The organism is Blautia sp. AF19-10LB, assembly GCF_003461245.1.
Lineage (GTDB): Bacteria > Bacillota > Clostridia > Lachnospirales > Lachnospiraceae > Blautia_A > Blautia_A intestinihominis.
In genome coordinates this window covers 17,288-35,783 of the sequence record NZ_QTWS01000018.1, presented here as the reverse complement: position 1 = coordinate 35,783, position 18,496 = coordinate 17,288, and the positions used below count along the sequence as shown (strand labels likewise).

Annotated in this window: 15 protein-coding genes and 1 riboswitch; of the genes, 13 read left to right on the top strand and 2 right to left on the bottom strand. The window is 43.9% G+C overall.

Translation table 11 applies throughout. The features are described from left to right. Positions 1–75: 75 nt before the first annotated feature. The 5 genes from DWX28_RS10890 (at position 76) to DWX28_RS10870 (ending at position 7,522) form a co-directional block, all read left to right on the top strand. A complete protein-coding gene (locus tag DWX28_RS10890; RefSeq protein WP_118252691.1) occupies positions 76–2,346 on the top strand; it encodes a YceG family protein in 2,271 nt (756 codons plus the stop codon). A gap of 6 nt (positions 2,347–2,352) precedes the next feature. Beyond that, entirely contained in the window at positions 2,353–3,498 is a 1,146-nt protein-coding gene (locus DWX28_RS10885) for a toxic anion resistance protein (protein WP_022213636.1), read from the top strand. Between the two features lie 49 nt (positions 3,499–3,547). Next, positions 3,548–4,129 carry a TerD family protein gene (locus DWX28_RS10880; RefSeq protein WP_118252690.1) on the top strand — a complete coding sequence of 194 codons (582 nt, stop codon included), beginning with the start codon at positions 3,548–3,550 and terminating at the stop codon, positions 4,127–4,129. Positions 4,130–4,193: 64 nt separating this feature from the next. Further along, positions 4,194–4,784, top strand: a complete 591-nt coding sequence (locus tag DWX28_RS10875; RefSeq protein ID WP_022213638.1) for a TerD family protein — start codon at positions 4,194–4,196, stop codon at positions 4,782–4,784. 98 nt (positions 4,785–4,882) lie between these two features. Continuing rightward, complete coding sequence (locus DWX28_RS10870) at positions 4,883–7,522, top strand: cation-translocating P-type ATPase (protein ID WP_118252714.1); 2,640 nt, start codon at positions 4,883–4,885, stop codon at positions 7,520–7,522. 50 nt (positions 7,523–7,572) lie between these two features. Here the strand turns inward: DWX28_RS10870 and DWX28_RS10865 are convergent, their stop codons facing one another. Beyond that, positions 7,573–8,277 (bottom strand): AIM24 family protein, encoded by a 705-nt coding sequence (locus DWX28_RS10865; protein WP_118252689.1) that lies wholly within the window; start codon positions 8,275–8,277, stop codon positions 7,573–7,575. 15 nt (positions 8,278–8,292) lie between these two features. Continuing rightward, positions 8,293–9,096, bottom strand: a complete 804-nt coding sequence (locus DWX28_RS10860; protein WP_118252688.1) for a TerD family protein — start codon at positions 9,094–9,096, stop codon at positions 8,293–8,295. Positions 9,097–9,270: 174 nt separating this feature from the next. Then, a riboswitch (cyclic di-GMP riboswitch) is annotated at positions 9,271–9,347 on the top strand. A 106-nt stretch (positions 9,348–9,453) separates the two neighbouring features. Here DWX28_RS10860 and DWX28_RS10855 point away from each other — a divergent pair. From DWX28_RS10855 to DWX28_RS10820, 8 genes are all read left to right on the top strand, one after another. Continuing rightward, on the top strand, positions 9,454–10,089 hold the full coding sequence (locus tag DWX28_RS10855) for a TetR/AcrR family transcriptional regulator (RefSeq protein ID WP_118252687.1): 636 nt from the start codon (positions 9,454–9,456) through the stop codon (positions 10,087–10,089). 287 nt (positions 10,090–10,376) lie between these two features. Then, complete coding sequence (gene pflB, locus DWX28_RS10850) at positions 10,377–12,632, top strand: formate C-acetyltransferase (RefSeq protein ID WP_118252686.1); 2,256 nt, start codon at positions 10,377–10,379, stop codon at positions 12,630–12,632. Between the two features lie 2 nt (positions 12,633–12,634). Next, positions 12,635–13,372, top strand: a complete 738-nt coding sequence (gene pflA, locus DWX28_RS10845; RefSeq protein WP_118252685.1) for a pyruvate formate-lyase-activating protein — start codon at positions 12,635–12,637, stop codon at positions 13,370–13,372. Positions 13,373–13,490: 118 nt separating this feature from the next. Next, positions 13,491–14,429: an AraC family transcriptional regulator gene (locus tag DWX28_RS10840; RefSeq protein ID WP_227222547.1), complete on the top strand. Its 939-nt coding sequence runs from the start codon at positions 13,491–13,493 to the stop codon at positions 14,427–14,429. 31 nt (positions 14,430–14,460) lie between these two features. Then, positions 14,461–14,973 (top strand): hypothetical protein, encoded by a 513-nt coding sequence (locus tag DWX28_RS10835; protein ID WP_022213447.1) that lies wholly within the window; start codon positions 14,461–14,463, stop codon positions 14,971–14,973. A 331-nt stretch (positions 14,974–15,304) separates the two neighbouring features. Continuing rightward, positions 15,305–16,591, top strand: coding sequence for an ABC transporter substrate-binding protein (locus DWX28_RS10830; RefSeq protein ID WP_118252684.1), 1,287 nt, complete (start codon positions 15,305–15,307; stop codon positions 16,589–16,591). A gap of 101 nt (positions 16,592–16,692) precedes the next feature. Beyond that, a complete protein-coding gene (locus DWX28_RS10825; RefSeq protein ID WP_118252683.1) occupies positions 16,693–17,592 on the top strand; it encodes a carbohydrate ABC transporter permease in 900 nt (299 codons plus the stop codon). After that, positions 17,585–18,412: a carbohydrate ABC transporter permease gene (locus DWX28_RS10820; RefSeq protein ID WP_173905847.1), complete on the top strand. Its 828-nt coding sequence runs from the start codon at positions 17,585–17,587 to the stop codon at positions 18,410–18,412. The genes DWX28_RS10825 and DWX28_RS10820 overlap by 8 nt, the downstream gene beginning before the upstream one ends. The last annotated feature ends 84 nt before the right edge of the window (positions 18,413–18,496 follow it).

The window sequence follows — 18,496 nt, the reverse complement described above, 5'->3', positions numbered from 1 at the left end:
AAAATGATTTACAGTGACTATTCTGAAAAAAGAGAGTCACAATATGATTTATAATAAATATTGAGGTGAGAATCGTTGGTTTTAGAACATAAAGAAATTCAAAGCCTCAGTGACTTTTTTACAGAGTTGGGGAAGCGTAGGGAAAAGGGTGTTTATTTTTACCGTATCAATGGTTACTCGGAAGAAATCGGCAGATTTCTGTACGATTATTATGATGCCGCGGGGAAATGCGGAGTGATCGTTGAGGGTAAGATACCGAATCCCACGGAGGGGAATCTGTCTTATTACTATGAAATGATGGGGAATGATTTTCAGCTCAGCATGGGCTTTATCATGTCGGGGCTTCAGAAATGGCTTCCCAGGATGAACCGTTCACAGAACGAGAATGTAGCCGCTTCCATCTATGATTCACTGGAGGAACTGAGAAGAGCGGGAAAAACTGAAAATATGCTCAAGAATGCATATATCAAGTTTATGTGCTGGCTTTATTACAAATTTGAGCGGATCGTGAATCAGCTCGGACAGCAAAATGTTCCCAAGATCCTCTATGTTGGTTCGATCAGTAATTATGAACTTCTGCTGATTTCTGTTCTTTCAAATGCAGGATGTGATGTGGTCCTTGCAGAACCGATGGGAGATGAAGCGTATCTGAAACTTGATCCGCAGTCTCAGAAATCTACTTTATATACAGGAGAAAACGTCGGAGGATTCCCGGCGGATTTTTCACTTAAGAAACTGAGAGCAGAGGTTGAGAAGGCAGAGGAGAATCAGAAGTTGTTTGGTTCAAAGGATGGGCTTATCAACTGCACAAATGCCTGGATCGAAGGAAGTGGACTGGCAGATATCCTCAAAGCACCGGAGCAGCGCGGCGACAGGGAGGATCTTTTTTATAACTGTTATCTGCGGATAGGTGGTGTGGAGGATAAACTTACTTATGCAAATGATCTGTACCAGTTTTATCTGGAACTGAAGAATCAGAAGCGGCAGACAGTGATCGTGAATGGCAGCATTCCAAACCCGACAACAGATGAGATCATGAGGATCCGAAGAAACCACTATACAGGAGTGGAGCAGATGATCGCGGATCTGCAGATGAATATACAATATCCGGTGAGCCCGGTTCTGCAGGCAGTACTCTGCAGGGCTTTTGCAGAAGTGATGAAGCTGGAAGCAGGAGAGCCGGAGATCAATCTTAACAGACTGATGAATAAGGGTGTGTATCTTTTGTGTTGGATCCGGAGATATCAGAACCAGATTTTTAAGAACTGGAAGAAAAACGACACAGGTTGTTTTATCCATCTGGGCGTATGTCAGAATGTAAATGAAGTTCTTTTTATGAAATTTCTGGCGAGAGTGCCGGTGGATGTCCTGATTCTGTGTCCGGACCGGAATGAACACTGCATGCTTGAAGATACTCTTTTATATGAGATAAATTATGAGACTTCAATGAAATTGGATCAGTTTCCGGAGCAAAACGCACAGCTTCATATAGGAACTGCCGCGTATCATGCAGAACGGGAACTGGATACACTGATGTACAATGACTCTGTGATATTCCGGGATCAGCAGTTTACGAAAGCCAATACGATCTCGCTGCAGACTATGGACAGGGAGATCAAACTTCTCTGGAATACGGAGATGAAATACAGACCAAATTTCAGTACGGCTGACGGAACCGTGAACATGCCGGTGATTTTTTCAAAAATATCCGGCGTGAAGGACAGGAAAACAGAGGGTTACTGGATCTCGATCAAACAGTTGATGACACCGGAAACGGTGGTGATCGATCATCCTCCGTTTCTGACTTCCACATCACCGAATCCGATTAAAATGTACGCGGCGGAATTTTTCCGAAACGGGAAACTGCAGCGCAGGAAGATCCGGAATCATCCGGCATATCCGTATGGATTTCTCCGGGAAGAGATGCAGGAGTACATCCTGGACAAGCTGGAGGCGTTGATCGAGCAGCGGCTGATCCGGGGAACATTTGAGAATGGAACAGAATATACGATCATATCTGTCGCACTGAACCTGCCGAAACAGGTCACGCGGCTGATACAGAATTTTGATTTTACGAAGAAAAATCCGAAACTGATCTACATCAATGCTTCAGAAGTACTGATCACTTTGGAGGATTCTGTCTATGCAGCATTTTTGAACCTGCTGGGATTTGATGTGCTTTTCTTTGTTCCGACAGGCTACAATATGGATAACCATTTTAACCAGAGATTAATGGAAGAACATCAGACAGGAGATTTTATGTATGATCTGCAGGTTCCTGACTGGAATACGATTCCATTAACAGCACACACGTCATGGCGTGACAGACTATTCAGGAAAGGATAAAGTGTTATGGGAATTGATTTCAGCAAGGTAACACCACCGGCATCACCCGTGGAATCTGCACCGGCAGCCAGCACTGAGATTGAGACAGTGCAGCCATATGATATCATGGCAGACCGTCAGCAAATGAATGAAACACTGACGAATTCCGAGGAGGTCGACGCACTTGTAAGCACGATCGAGGTCAATAATCTCGAAACGATCGTTTCTTTCGGTGCAGAGGCGGCAGAGGAGATTGCAAAAGCATCGGATGTTGTTCTGAACAGCATGAGTATGAGCCAGCTGGATGAGTCCAGTGAGATGCTTGAATCGCTGTCCAAGATCATGTCAAAGTTTGATCCGAGTGAACTTCAGGAAAACAAAGGCCTGTTTAACAAGCTGTTTGGAAATATGAAGAAACAGCTCGAAAAGATCCTCGACAAATATCATACAATGGGAGAGGAAGTAGACAAGATCTATGTGCAGCTCCGTGAGTATGAGGGCGAGATCAAGCAGTCCAACCGTAAGCTGGAGCAGATGTTTGATGCAAATGTCGATTATTACCATCAGCTTGTCAAATACATTCTTGCCGGTGAGCAGGGCTGCCGTGAACTGGAAGCTTACATTGCACAGCGCCAGGCAGATTTTGAGGCGACAGGAGATAACTCCATTCAGCTTGAACTGGCAGGACTGAACAATGCACTTATGATGCTGGAACAGCGTACACAGGATCTTCGCGTTGCTGAGAATATTGCGATCCAGTCCATTCCGATGATCAAGACAATGGCATACAGCAATATGAACCTTGTCAGAAAGATCAATTCAGCGTTTATCGTTACGCTTCCGGTCTTTAAGCAGGGGCTTGCCCAGGCAGTCATGCTCAAACGCCAGAAGATCCAGGCAGAGGCACTGTCAGAACTTGACAAGAAGACAAATGAAATGTTGATCAAAAATGCCAGGAATACAGTTGAGCAGTCCAAGATGACAGCGAGACTTGCAAGTGGAAGTTCCGTCAAGATCGAAACGCTGGAAACAACGTGGAGAACGATCGTCAATGGTATCGAGGAAACGCAGAATATTCAGAAGGAAGCAAGAAAACAGCGTATCGACGATGCGGCCCGCCTTGAGAATATCAAACAGGAATTTCTCAAAACCTATGGTGGTGCAGGCAAATAAAACATGTTAAAATTTCTCAAAAGAGGAAATCATAAAGGAGGAAACAGCTATGCCAATCAATTTATCAAAAGGACAGAAAGTAGATCTTACAAAGGGAAATCCGGGCTTAAAGAACATCATGGTAGGACTTGGCTGGGATGTAAATGCTTTTGACACAGGTGCAGATTTTGACCTTGATGCAGCAGCATTTATGCTTGGTTCCAATGGTAAATGCCCGACGGACAAAGAATTCATCTTCTATGGAAATCTTGAACATCCGTCAGCTTCCGTAAAGTATATGGGAGATAACCGTACTGGCGAGGGCGAAGGTGATGATGAAGAACTGGAAGTTGTTCTTGCAGATGTTCCGTCAAATGTTGAGAGAATTGCTTTTACAGTAACGATCTATGAGGCAGAGGCAAGAAGACAGAACTTCGGCCAGGTTTCCAATGCATATATCAGAATCGTGGACAAAGATACAAACCAGGAACTGATCCGTTATGATCTGGGAGAGGACTTCTCCATCGAAACAGCTATTGTTGTTGGAGAACTTTACAAACACAACGGCGAATGGAAATTCAATGCGATCGGCAGTGGATTCCAGGGCGGTCTGGCAGCACTCTGCGGACATTACGGAATCGAAGTTGCATAATTTTTTTGCATCAAAAACAACGTTACACATTAACTGACTGGCGAATGCCGGGAGGAGATAGAATATGTCGATTAGTTTGCAAAAAGGACAGAAAGTCAGTCTCAGCAAAGAGAGCAAGGGACTTTCAAATGTACTCGTAGGACTTGGATGGGATGCGGTAGAGCAGAGATCAGGGCTGTTCGGGCTTTTTAAGGCGGCAGATATTGACTGTGATGCGACCGCGATCCTGCTTAAGAATGGTAAATTTGTGGATAAGACAGATGTTGTTTATTTCGGAAATCTTGTGCACAAATCAGGCACTGTCCGTCATATGGGAGATAACCTGACTGGCGAGGGAGAAGGCGATGATGAGCAGATCCTCATTGAACTTTCCAGGGTGCCGCAGGAATATGACAAGATCGTGATCGTTGTAAATATCTATTCAGCAGTCCAGAGAAAACAGCATTTTGGAATGATCAAAAATGCATTTATCAGAATTGTAGATGGAAGTACCAATCGCGAGATGTGTAAATATGACCTTACCGAGAATTATTCCGGTATGACCGCAATGATCTTTGGAGAGATCTACAGACACAATGGCGAATGGAAATTCGGAGCCATCGGTCAGGGCACAAAGGACACATCGATCGGCGATCTTTGCAGACGGTATGTATGATGATGTGAAGAGTTTGGGAAGAGAAACTTTTGCAGTTTCTCTTCCTGCTTCATTATCAGAATATATATAAATTTATTTTAAGAGAGGAATTCACCAAAATGAGTGAAAAACTAAACAGGAAAGCTCTTGAACAGGGCTTGACGGAGGAGCAGGCAGCGCAGAGCAAACAGCAGTATGGAACCAACGCACTTGCCAAGAAAGAAACAGAGTCACTCTGGTCTATGTTCATCGGTGCTTTTGATGATATCTGGATCAAGGTTCTATGTCTTGCACTGGTACTCAAGATTGTACTTGCAATCCTTGGCGTGATCGTTCCGGCACTGAGCGGCGACAATGATGTCGTTGAGATCATCAGTATCGTGATTGCGATCGCACTTGCGACTGGATTCAGCACTTTGTCTGAATACAGAAATACATCACGAAGTGAGGCTTTGCAGGAAGAGTACAGCAAAACCTACGCCAAAGTATTCAGAAACGGCAAACTTGTCAAAGTTCTCACAAGTGATATTGTTAAAGGCGATACCATTCTGATCCAGGCAGGTGATAAAGTCCCGGTTGACGGACTTGTTTTCAAAGGCAATGTGAAAGTATCTCAGGCAGCTCTGAACGGAGAATCCCGTGATGAGTCCAAGTCCGCAGCAGATACCATGGAAGAAGCAGAATCTACAGATTATTCTTCTGCACATAAAGTATTTATGGGATCAGTCGTTACCAGCGGCGAGGCATATATGGTAGCAACCGTGATTGGCGATGCATCCGAACTTGGTAAGATCAACAAAGCCCTTACCGATGAAAACGAGGAAGAAGAGCGTAAAGATACTTCCAGCCTCAAACTTGAAGTTGTTGCCGGCGGAATCGGTAAACTTGGTGTTTCTGCAGCAGCGATCGCAGGTGTCCTGCAGGTTGTTCTTTCTATCATGCGAGCAGATGAAGCAATCACACCAGTATTTGTACTTCTTCTGATCGCAGAGGCTGTTATGCTGATGGCCTCCATCGTTATCATGGCAGTACCGGAAGGTCTTCCGATGATGAACAGCCTGGTTCAGTCCATGAACACAGAATCCATGTATAAGAAAAACATCCTTGTAAGCCATAAGGCAGCTTTTTCTGATTCTGCTTACATGAACCTTCTGTTCAGTGATAAGACAGGAACCATTACCGAGGGAAATCTTTCACTGGTAGAGTTTGTCCTTGGAGACGGAAGAATCGTTGACCATGTCTCACATAATGATTTCCTGGAAGCGATCACTCTGAATAACCTTGCAAAAATCTCTGAAGGTAAAGCGATCGGAAGTAACAACATGGACCGTGCACTTCTGACCTATGCTATTTCCAAGGGTGCTCCGGATAAAGTTGATGCGTCCAAAGTAAAAGAGATCAGCGGATTTGATTCCGAGAAGAAATGTGCAACCGTAGAACTAAATGATGGCACTGTTTACTGGAAAGGTGCAACAGAGAACATCATCAATGACGTAACACATTATATGACAGAAGATGGCAGCATCGCAGAATTTACATCTGCAGAGAAAGCCAAAGTGGAAGAGCAGATGGTCGCACAGGCGAAGAGAACTATGAAACTTCTCTCCGTAGTGAAGATCATTGGTTCCCAGAAGATCCTTCTTGCAGTCCTTTCTCTGCGAGACAACGTAAGAAAAGATGCGATCGAAACAGTTGAAGTCCTGAACCGTGCCGGAATCCAGGTAGTCATGGTTACCGGTGATGCCGAAGAGACCGCCGTTGCGATCGCAAAAGAAGCCGGAATCCTCAAAGATGAAAAGACAGAAGTTGTTCTTACTCATGATGAACTGGAACAGCTTTCTGATGATGAGCTTAAGAAAAAACTTCCGAATCTTCGTGTTGTCAGCCGTGCGAAACCTCTGGACAAGAAACGCCTTGTCACAGTTGCACAGCAGCTTGATGATGTCTGTGGTATGACCGGAGACGGTGTCAATGATGCACCTGCTCTGAAACAGGCGGATATCGGATTTGCAATGGGAGATGGAACCGCAGTTGCACAGGAAGCAGGCGATGTTGTCATCCTGAATAACAGTTTGACTTCTATCAAAGACTGTGTACTGAACAGTAGAACGATGGCAAAATCCGTCGGCAAATTCCTGATCTTCCAGTTAACTGTAAATATCAGTACCCTGTTGATGAACATTCTGGCACCGATCCTTGGCTGGACAGAGCCATTCTCTATCGTACAGATCCTGTGGATCAACCTGATCATGGATACACTGGCAGCTATGGCATTCGGCGGTGAGCCGATCCTGAACCGTTACATGAACGAGCAGCCGGCAAAGAGAAGCGACAATATCCTGACAGGATATATCAAATCTGCAATTGGTGTAAGTTCAATATTTATCACTCTGGGATCTATCCTGATCCTGGAAAATGTCGGCGGAATCACAACAGCAGTTATGCCGGCAGGATGTTCAAATCCGGATCTGTATGAGAAGACCTTTATGTTTGCATTCTTTATTTATGCGATTATCTTTAACAGTCTGAATACCAGATCTGAGAGATTTAACCTGTTTGAGCATATTGGAGAAAATAAGAGATTTATCCTTGTAATGGGTGCGATCTTTGTTCTTCAGACAGTCCTGATCCAGATCGGTGGAGAAGTCTTCAGCACAACTCCTCTGACACTGAAAGCACTGCTTGTTTCCATGGTTCTTGGAGTACTGATCATCCCTGTGGATATGGTACGAAAAGCGATCATGAGATCTAACAAATAAAAAGAGCTGATTTTGAAATATCCCCTGCTAAAGTGGCAGGGGATATTTTTTTAATCGATTGCAACGCGGATACCGCCGCTGCGTTCAGAAGGCTGAATGATAACAGTTACCGGAATTCCGCCATGCCATTCAAAGGAATAAGATTCGCCAGAAGCCTGTCCGATAAAGGTTTTCCAGTTGACATCTGTTGTGATGCGCGGGTCGCAGGCGCCATTGCCCATCCAGCAGATCACAGCATCCGGATCGACAGAGATCGTATTGTGGGACTGTACATTGCTGAGTGCGATCGGGTTTCCGTCAGTGATGACCGCCACATAAGCTTCGCTTCCAGTTCCGGTAAGTGTGGTGGTAGCAAGACCTTTCTGGGACAAAACGCCGACACCGATGAAGCGGACGCTGTATTTGCAGTCCTGTGTAAATGCAAGCAGGTTTTCGGATTCGACAGAGATCGTTTCGCCCGGTTCCAGTTTATAGACCAGAACATGCTGTGCGCTTTCTGCGTAATAGGTTTCGGATGGACCGTTCATGGTGACTTTGGTAAGAGGAATGTTTTCACCGGTGACGCGGCGCATCAGGGAGCCGAGTGCTGCCTGGGCGAGACTTTTCTGCGGTCCGAGAAGGACTTTTTCGAAGCGGTAATTAGTGTTGCCGCTGCAGTCGCCTGCGATAAAAGCACCGGTCTTGGTGAAGATAACGTCGTTGCCTGTAGTAGTGACTTTGAGTGTCAGTTCGTTTATGGTTTCAAATTTGATCATAAGAGTATCCTCCCGTTAGTTTGTCTCAACGCCGTATAACTGGCAGAGCCCCGCCAGATCTCTGGCGACACCATTTCCGATGGCGTTGAATTTCCATTCTGTATTATGTAAGTAAATCTCTCCGAGCATCATGGATGTGACATTGTCATAATAATCGGTCAGCATGAAACTGTAGATCTCCTGACCGGAATCCGGATCGAGAAGCCGGATATAGGCATCTTTGACCATGCTGAAATTTAGGTGCCGCTCCAGTGCCTCGTTGATCGTAAGGACAAAAACGATCTTCCGTATGGAAGTATTCAGTTTGAAAAAATCAATATCCGCATATTCACGGTCTGCCCTGGAGCCGTTTACATGCAGGGCAACACTTCCGTCGGGGCTCAGTGTCTGTCCGTAAAAAACAAACCAGTCATCGCCGGGAACCTTGCCTGAAGCATCCAGAAGATAAGCGGATAAATCGATATCACACTGAGGGTTAGAGACGTTCCAGCCAAGTGCAACACGCACCTTTGGAAGCTGCCCGACTGTGCCGATACGGACTTTCTGGCCCTTCTGTATGACGTTACGAAGGACCGGGATATCGTGTTTCTGCGGAGCAGAGAATACCGAAGATACTGTCGGAGTTACAGGTGCTGGTTCTGGATGTCGATAAGCCTGCGTTCTTTTGGGATTTTCCTGTACATGGCCAGATGAAGTTTCCTTCAAATTTACAGAAAGAATATTTCCCCTGTGCAGAGCAGGCTGGATCTTTTGCTGGTTAAGTGTAAGAACGTTCCCGGCGGTATATGCCGGTTCGATCTTTGTGGGAATTTGAAACATAGTTTACCTCCCCGTATTTTATTGATACTACATTGTTCACTGTTCTAATCATACCATGTTACACCATGAATTAAAATAAATCAGGTTAACATTTACTTTAACATTTACATTAATTTTTACTTATTTGGATCAAAACCCTTGAAAAAATGCAGAATTTACGTTACCATGAACTTAACTTCATAAAGGCAAAGCTGTGGTAACGCAGTGACGCAAAGCTATAGGGGCCGAGAACGAGCCAGCCAGTTGCAAGAACAGAGAATCCATCTGCTGTCTTGCTTTTTTTATGTAAAAAGCGAAGTCAGCAGTCGGGATTCGGTCAAATTTAACCAAATCAACGGCATACAGAAGGAGAGTGTAATGGCTCGAAAATATACAAAAGAAGAATTAAAAGAAAGACTTCAGCGTTCCATATATAAAGTAGTAGCAGAAGAAGGCATCGAAGGCGTTACCGTCCGTAAAGTATCAAAGGGATGCGGGCTTTCCGACCCGTATATTTATCAGTGTTACAAGGATCTGTTCGATCTGATGGAGACATCTTTTTTTGAAGTAGACGGCAAGGTTGTAGGAATGATCCAGAATCTGATCCAGAACCAGAAGGCAGAGCTTAAGACAGCAGAGGATCTGGAATCTATGTGCTGGACTCTCTGGAGTGCATATTGGGAATTCCTTATGAGTGATCCGGAACAGACCATTTTTTACTGGAGATTTTGCCAGTCAGCACACTATACTAAGAAGATCCTTGAGGTGCGGCAGCAGAGCTTTGAAGTATTCGTTAATTATATGGTAGAGACCGGCAGGATGTTTGGGGTGTCCGATCTGATGGATCCGGAGGTGATCGTGTCCAACATCATCGACAGCACCGTATCTGTAGCAGTCAAAATGCATCTTGGATATATGGACAAGACAGCTCTCAAGGCACGAACGATCTACAAAACAGTATTTGCATTATTGTTCCAGCTTCTGCATATTGATGTGTGGAACGGGGGAATATAAAAGCAGCGAGAGGCTGCTTTTTTGTACTTTTCCGGGTACATTTTTTGAACGTAAAAAAGTACAAAACCACAACATGTTGATAAAAAATATCAAGACACAGCTACAAATTGTATTAAATTAAAAGCATGCGCTAATCGATTGACAACGGCGTATTCCATAGTGTACACTAGCGGCGTGAACAAGGGAGTGTTCACTTGAAACTAATAAGATTCCGGTCTTATTTTTCTTTTGCAAGAAAAGTTAGACGGGACATACGCGGAATAAATCATATATTAGAGAGGTGCAAAATGAAAAACTTTTCACAGTGGGAAGGTTTCAAAGGAAACCGTTGGAAAGAAAAAATCGACGTTCGTAACTTTATCTCAATGAACTACACACCATATGACGGAGATGCTTCCTTCCTGGAAGAACCAACAGAAGCAACAAACAAACTGTGGGGAAAACTTCAGGAACTGCAGAAAGAAGAACGTGCCAAAGGCGGAGTTCTGGATATGGAAACAGAGGTTGTTACATCTCTGACAGCATATGGCCCGGGATACATCGACGAAGATCTTAAAGATCTTGAAACAGTTGTTGGTCTTCAGACTGACAAACCGCTGAAACGTGCATTTATGCCATACGGTGGAATCAAAATGGCAGAGCAGGCATGCGAAACTTACGGATACAAAGTAAGCGACAAGATCAAAGACGTATTCCACAACTATGAATTCAAAACACACAACCAGGGTGTATTTGATATCTACACACCAGAGATGAAATTAGCCCGTCACAGCAAGATCCTGACAGGTCTTCCGGATACTTACGGACGTGGACGTATCGTTGGTGACTACAGACGAGTTGCTCTGTATGGTATCGATGCTTTGATCGAAGGAAAACAGAAAGACTTCGCAGCATGCGACCGTCAGGGTATGAGACGTTATGACTTCCAGCTTCGTGAAGAGATCGCTGATCAGATCCGTGCTCTCAAAGGCATGAAGGTTATGGCTGAAGCATACGGATTTGATATTTCCGAGCCGGCTAAGAATGCAAGAGAAGCATTCCAGTGGCTGTATTTCGGATATCTTGCAGCAATCAAGACTCAGAACGGTGCTGCAATGAGTGTTGGACGTATTTCCACATTCCTTGATGTTTATATTGAAAGAGACCTTGAGAACGGAACTCTTACAGAGAAAGAAGCTCAGGAGCTTGTTGACCACATGGTAATGAAATTCCGTATGGTTAAATTTGCCCGTATTCCTTCTTACAACCAGCTGTTCTCCGGTGACCCGGTATGGGCAACTCTGGAAGTTGCAGGTATGGGACAGGACGGACGTTCCATGGTAACAAAGAACGACTTCCGTTTCCTGCATACACTGGAAAACATGGGACCGGCTCCGGAACCGAACCTTACAGTTCTGTATTCTTCAAGACTGCCTGAAAACTTCAAAAAATATACAGCTGACATCTCTGTACTGACAAGCTCTGTTCAGTATGAGAACGATGATGTTATGCGTCCGGTATGGGGTGATGACTACAGCATCTGCTGCTGTGTATCCGCTACTGAGACAGGTAAGGAAATGCAGTTCTTCGGAGCTCGTGCAAACCTTGCAAAATGCCTTCTTTACGCTATCAACGGTGGTGTTGATGAGAAGACAAAACAGCAGGTAGGACCGAACTATCAGCCGATTACTTCTGAGTATCTTGATTATGACGAAGTAGTTGCTAAATATGACAAGATGATGGACTGGCTGGCTCATCTGTATGTTGGAACACTGAACATGATCCACTACATGCATGACAAATACTACTATGAAGCAGCAGAGATGGCTCTGATCGATACAAAGGTTGACCGTTCTTTCGCAACTGGTATCGCAGGATTCTCTCACGTAGTAGACTCCCTGTCCGCTATCAAATATGCAAAAGTTAAAGCTGTTCGTGATGAAGACGGAATCACAACAGACTTCATCGTAGAAGGTGACTTCCCACGTTATGGTAACGATGATGACAGAGCAGATGAGATCGCAACAACACTGCTTTCTACATTCCTTGAGAAACTGAAACACATCCATACCTATCGTGATTCCAAACCTACTACTTCCATTCTTACCATTACATCCAACGTTGTTTATGGTAAAGCTACAGGATCTCTTCCGGATGGAAGAAAAGCAGGCGAACCGCTGGCACCTGGTGCCAACCCGTCCTATGGAGCAGAGCAGAACGGACTTCTTGCATCCCTCAACTCTGTTGCAAAACTGGACTATGAAGATGCCCTTGACGGTATCTCCAATACTCAGACCATCAACCCTGATGCTCTGGGACATACAGAAGAAGAACGTACAGAGAACCTTGTTCGTGTGCTTGACGGATACTTTGATCAGGGTGCTCATCACCTCAATGTTAACGTATTCGGTAAAGAAAAACTGATTGATGCTATGGAACATCCGGAAAAAGAAGAGTATGCAAACTTCACAATCCGTGTATCCGGATATGCCGTTAAATTCATCGACCTTACAAGAGAGCAGCAGCTGGATGTTATTGCCAGAACCTGCCACGACAGAATGTAATAATGAGTGAAGAAATCAAAGGATATGTCCATTCTCTGGAAAGCTTCGGATCAGTAGACGGACCGGGCGTCAGATATGTGATATTCCTGAGTGGATGTGCAATGCGCTGCCAGTTCTGCCATAATCCGGACACCTGGAAAATGGGAGAGGGGCAGCAGTACACCCCGTCTCAGCTTCTGAAACAGGCTCTTCGCTATAAGAATTACTGGGGTAACAAAGGCGGGATCACTGTGAGTGGAGGAGAACCTCTTCTTCAGATTGATTTCCTGATTGAATTTTTCCGTCAGGCAAAGGCCGCAGGAGTTCATACGACTCTTGATACCAGTGCCAATCCTTACACAGAAAAGGAACCTTTTTATTCCAAATGGCTGGAGCTTATGAAGTATACTGATCTTGTTCTTCTGGACATCAAGCAGATTGACGAAGAAGAACATATCAAGCTTACAGGACAGTCCAACAAAAATATTCTGGCAATGGCACGGAAATTGTCAGATATGGGAAAACCGATGTGGATCCGCCACGTACTGGTTCCGGGAGGCAGCGATAAAGATGAGTATCTCCACAGGCTTGCAGATTTTATCCATACTTTAAAAACAGTGGAGAGAGTCGAAGTGCTTCCGTACCATACACTTGGTGTATTTAAGTGGGAACAGCTAGGAATTCCTTATCCGCTGGAAGGTGTCAGACCACCTTCGAAGGAACGGATCGACAATGCCAGAGAAATTCTGGGAGCGATATAAACCGGTCAGAAGACTGGAAAAGAAAAAGATCTCAATGCCAGTTATGGCAGAGAGGTCTTTTTTTTACCCTTTTTTTGTTGTACAATAATACAATATCTCTGAGAAACGGAGGGATACAATGGCGAAAAAGAGAAAAAAACCCAAGATGGAGTTCCGTTACTACCAGATGCCGGCGGGGAGCCCGATCCTGGCATTGCTGGGGCAGAAGTGGCGGCAGAATTATGGCAAAGGTGTGGATTATCTTCATTTTCATAATTATCTTGAGATCGGCTTTTGCTATGAGGGAGAGGGGCATCTGATTCTGGGAGAGGATATGGTGCGTTTTCATGGAAGAGAGTTTACGGTCCTTCCACCGAATTATCCTCATACTACGAACAGTGATCCGGGAGATCTTAGCCAGTGGGAGTATCTGTTTATCGATGTAGAGGGATTTCTTCGGAAATTTCTGGACAATCCTGTAAAAGCAGAAAAAATGCTCCAGCGTATTTATTCCAAACCACTGTTTCTAAAAGAAGCAGACAATACTTCTGTAGCATCCAAGATCCTCAAGATCATGGATATTATGCGAAATGGCGAGGAATTTTATCTTGAGGAAGCAAAAGGAATCCTTGCGTCACTTCTGGCGGAAATTGCCAGAATGAATCGAAATGAAGCAGAAGAGAGAGTTCCGGAAGAAAAGGGAAAGATCACGAACATGATCTCCAGATCTCTCGATTACATATCCGATCACTACATGGAAGATATCAAGATCGAAAATCTCGCAAAAAGCTGCCACATCAGTGAGACACATTTTCGACGGCTTTTTACCTCTTATATGAAAGTAAGCCCGCTGGAATATATCAATACCGTGCGAATCCAGACTGCCTGTGATCTTCTGCAGAAAACAGATGCGCCGGTGGCGGATATTGCCCACAAGTGCGGATTTACGACAAACTCAACGTTTAACCGGAACTTTAAGCAGCTTATGGGAGTTACCCCGATCGAATGGCGAAAACGCCCGGAAAGCTACGAACAGCAGATCCTGAAATTCGACATCCACTCAGAAGAGGGATGGTAGAATAGAATCCAAAACAGAAAGGAATTTTTTAATGTACGATTACAAAATTGTAGAGCAGGTATCCCGGAAGAAAAAAAGCATGTCCGGTATCCTGCGAAAAGTCATGATCATTTTTGCCGTGTTCTTTGTAATACTCGGAATCACGATCTCTCAGTCCTTCATGCTTGCAGGATTTTTGCTGGCGGCACTTTATTTCGTGTATGATGTCTTCAGCCAGAAAGATTACGAGTACACACTTGAGAGCGATACACTTACCATCGATGTGATCTATGGCAAGAAATACCGCAAGACCGCTCATGTCCTGGAACTCAAAAACATGGAAGTGACCGCGCCGCACTGGCACGAAAGCGTTGCAAAATACAAGAAAAACGGCGGCACAGAAAAGCTTAAAAAATACGATTACACATCCTACGACGATGATGTGCCATACTACACAATGATCGTAAAAGAGGACGGAAACAAAATAAAACTTCTTCTTGATCTGACGGATGAGATGCTGCATACCATAAAAACCCTGCATCCTCAAAAAGTCTATTTTGCATAAAATGTGAAAAAATATGTGAAATATGTACAAAAAATGAATGAAAAATTTATGAAATAAGAACAAAAACCTCTCTTGGAAACAAAGAATCTATGCATTCTGTCGAAAAGAGAGGATTTTTTTCATCAAAATGATACGACAAAAAACGCATGAATGCGAAAAACAAACAAAAAACCCAAAAATGAATCATGTAAATAGTGCGAAATACACAAAATAGTCGAAAATGCACATTATGTAAATGATTCTGCAAACTATCCTATTGAATCGGATGCTATAATTGATTCATAAGCAATTCGGGGTAAAAGAATACGCTTAATAAAAGGAGGACATCTAAATGAAGAAAAAATTACTTGCAGTATTAATGACAGGTATTATGGCAGCATCCTTTGCCGGCGCAGCTACAACTGTTTATGCAGCAGACGATGACAACACCTTAACCGTATGGGCATGGGATCAGAACTTCAACATCAAATCCATGCAGATGGCTGGTGAGCAGTATGCAAAAGATCATGATGGATTTGCAGTAGACGTTATTGAGACATCTTCTGATGACTGCCAGACCAAACTGACAACAGCAGCTAACGCTGGTGACTACAGCACACTTCCGGACATCGTTCTGATGCAGGACAACAGCTATCAGAAATATCTGAAGAGCTATCCGGACGCTTTCACAGATCTCAAAGATATGGACATCAACTGGGATGATTTCGGAAAACTGAAACAGTCCTATTCAATGATAGATGACACACATTACGGTGTTCCGTTCGACAACGGTGCTGTTATCGCCTGCTATCGTACAGATATCCTTGACGAAGCTGGATACACACTGGATGACCTGACAGACATCACATGGTCCAAATTCATGGAAATCGGTAAAGACGTTCATGAAAAGACCGGTAAATACCTCCTTACAAGCGAAGCTACAGGCGGCGACACTCTGATGATGATGATGCAGTCCTGCGGAGCTAACTTCGTAAATGAAGACGGAGAAGCTTATATCGTTGGAAACGACACAGCAGAAAAATGCATCAACCTTTATGTAGACCTTGTTAAAAACGACGTTGTTAAACTCGTAAACAACTGGGATGAGTACATTGCAACAATCACAAGCGGCGAGGCTGCTGGTATCGTAAATGGTAACTGGATCACAGCTACTCTGATGCAGACAGAGGATCAGAAAGGTCTGTGGCAGATCACAACAATGCCAAAAGTTGACGATGTTGACAGTGCAACAAACTACGCTAACAACGGTGGATCTTCCTGGTACATTACATCTAACTGCAAGAATGTAGAACTCGCAGAGGACTTCCTTGCAAGCACATTTGGTTCCAGCACAGATTTCTATGATGCAATCCTTCCGGAAACAGGAGCAATTTCCTGCTACCTGCCAGCTGGAGAATCTGATGTTTACAACGAGCCAAACGAATTCTTCAATGACCAGCCGATCTTCTCAACAATTGTAGAGTACTCTTCTCATATTCCGGAGTTCACAAAGACACCGTATCACTATGAAGCAAGAGAATGTGTCAACACAGCAGTTGTTAATATCGTAAATGGTACATCTGTAGAAGACGCACTTCAGGAAGCACAGGATACACTTGCATTCAAGATGACAGAGTAATCTGAATCTCGAAAAGTGAACATTTATAAGTAATCAAGGCGGGGGACTGCTTGCAGTCCCCTGTCGTGCGTTAAAAGTTAGGTTTGAAAGGGGGAGTTCCTGTGAATTCCAAGAAAAAAGGCATGTCATTGATCGCGAAACAGAGAGCTGCCGGATGGATTTTCCTTCTGCCGGCAACACTGATGATCGCAATCATGAGTTTTTATCCAATGATCCGTGCATTTATCATTTCTTTACAGACAGGTGCCGGAGCAAACATGCGGTTCGCAGAACCAATTTTCAGTAACTATCAGCGTATCATGGCTGATAAGGTATTCCAGCAGTCAATTGTCAATACGTTCCTGTATCTGATCATTCAGGTACCGATCATGCTGGTACTCGCAATCTTACTTGCACAGCTGCTCAACAACAAAGACCTGAAATTCAGAGGATTTTTCCGTACATGCGTATTCCTTCCATGTGCAACATCCCTGGTTTCCTATTCCCTGATCTTCCGTTCCATGTTTGCAACAGATGGTCTGATCAACAGTATCCTGATCAAACTTGGAATCTTATCTACCGGCTACAACTTCCTTGGAAACTCCACCAGTGCCAAGATCGTTATCATCATCGCGCTGATCTGGAGATGGACAGGATACAACATGGTATTCTATCTTGCAGGCCTTCAGAATATCGAATATTCTGTATACGAGGCAGCCAAGATCGATGGTGCTAATGGTTGGAAGACTTTCTGGAAGATTACAGTTCCGCTTCTGAAACCGACAATTATCATGACATTTATCATGTCAATCAATGGTACATTACAGTTGTTCGATGAGTCCGTCAACCTGACAAAAGGTGGTCCGGCGAACTCAACGATCACAATGTCCCATTATGTTTACAATACATGTTTTATCAACGTACCGAATTTTGGATATGCATCAGCAATGTCATTCCTTATATTCATTATGGTAGCTGTACTTGCATTTATCAACTTGAAAGTAGGTGATACACGTGACTAAGAAAAACAAATCAGCAATTCAGAGAAGATTGATTCCTACCTATATTTTTCTGATCATCGTGTCATTTATTTCAGTATTTCCGTTATACTGGATGATCTCAGCTGCAACAAATACATCAACAGATGTATCTCGTGGACGAATTATTCCGGGAAGTTACTTCATGGAAAACTTCAAAAACCTGACAGCTCAGCAGCCACTGTGGAGAGCACTTGGAAACTCTTTCTTCTATGCGATCCTTACAACAGTGATCTGTCTGCTGATCTGCTCTATCGCAGGATATGGTTTTGAAGTTTATCATGATAAGGCAAAAGACAGACTGTTCTCCGTTCTGCTTCTGGCAATGATGGTTCCTCAGGTTGCTACCATGGTTCCGTTATTCAAGATGTTCTCCAAAGCAGGACTTCTGAATACAGCAGTTGGTTTTATCCTTCCGATCATTTCTACACCGTTTATGATCATGATGTTCCGTCAGAACGCAAGATCCTTCCCTATAGATATTATCGAGGCAGCTCGTATCGATGGACTGAGCGAAGTAAGAATCTTCTTACAGATGTTCATTCCTACTATGAAATCTACATATGCAGCTGCAGCAGTTATTACCTTCATGAATGCATGGAACTCTTACCTGTGGCCGAAGGTAATCATGACTGATAACAAGGCGATGACAATGCCAATGTTGATCGCCAACCTGATCACAGGTTATGTAACAGACTATGGTATGCTGATGTGTGGCGTATTATTCTGTTCCATCCCGACAATGGTTGTATTCTTCGTACTGCAGAAACAGTTCGCAGAAGGTATTACCGGAGCGGTTAAGTAATTATGAATTAAATAAAAGGATGCTGCTTGGTCCTGTGGGTATATTGCGTAATATGTCCCAGACAGATTATGCGGCATCCTTTTT

Bases quoted from the DNA above. Each gene is read 5' to 3' on its own strand.
- DWX28_RS10855 (WP_118252687.1), top strand. From the start codon at position 9,454: ATGGCTCGAAAATATACAAAAGAAGAATTAAAAGAAAGACTTCAGCGT.
- DWX28_RS10830 (WP_118252684.1), top strand. From the start codon at position 15,305: ATGAAGAAAAAATTACTTGCAGTATTAATGACAGGTATTATGGCAGCA.
- DWX28_RS10865 (WP_118252689.1), bottom strand. From the start codon at position 8,277: ATGATCAAATTTGAAACCATAAACGAACTGACACTCAAAGTCACTACT.
- DWX28_RS10875 (WP_022213638.1), top strand. From the start codon at position 4,194: ATGTCGATTAGTTTGCAAAAAGGACAGAAAGTCAGTCTCAGCAAAGAG.
- DWX28_RS10880 (WP_118252690.1), top strand. From the start codon at position 3,548: ATGCCAATCAATTTATCAAAAGGACAGAAAGTAGATCTTACAAAGGGA.
- DWX28_RS10870 (WP_118252714.1), top strand. From the start codon at position 4,883: ATGAGTGAAAAACTAAACAGGAAAGCTCTTGAACAGGGCTTGACGGAG.
- DWX28_RS10840 (WP_227222547.1), top strand. From the start codon at position 13,491: ATGGCGAAAAAGAGAAAAAAACCCAAGATGGAGTTCCGTTACTACCAG.
- pflB (WP_118252686.1), top strand. From the start codon at position 10,377: ATGAAAAACTTTTCACAGTGGGAAGGTTTCAAAGGAAACCGTTGGAAA.
- DWX28_RS10860 (WP_118252688.1), bottom strand. From the start codon at position 9,096: ATGTTTCAAATTCCCACAAAGATCGAACCGGCATATACCGCCGGGAAC.
- pflA (WP_118252685.1), top strand. From the start codon at position 12,635: ATGAGTGAAGAAATCAAAGGATATGTCCATTCTCTGGAAAGCTTCGGA.
- DWX28_RS10835 (WP_022213447.1), top strand. From the start codon at position 14,461: ATGTACGATTACAAAATTGTAGAGCAGGTATCCCGGAAGAAAAAAAGC.
- DWX28_RS10885 (WP_022213636.1), top strand. From the start codon at position 2,353: ATGGGAATTGATTTCAGCAAGGTAACACCACCGGCATCACCCGTGGAA.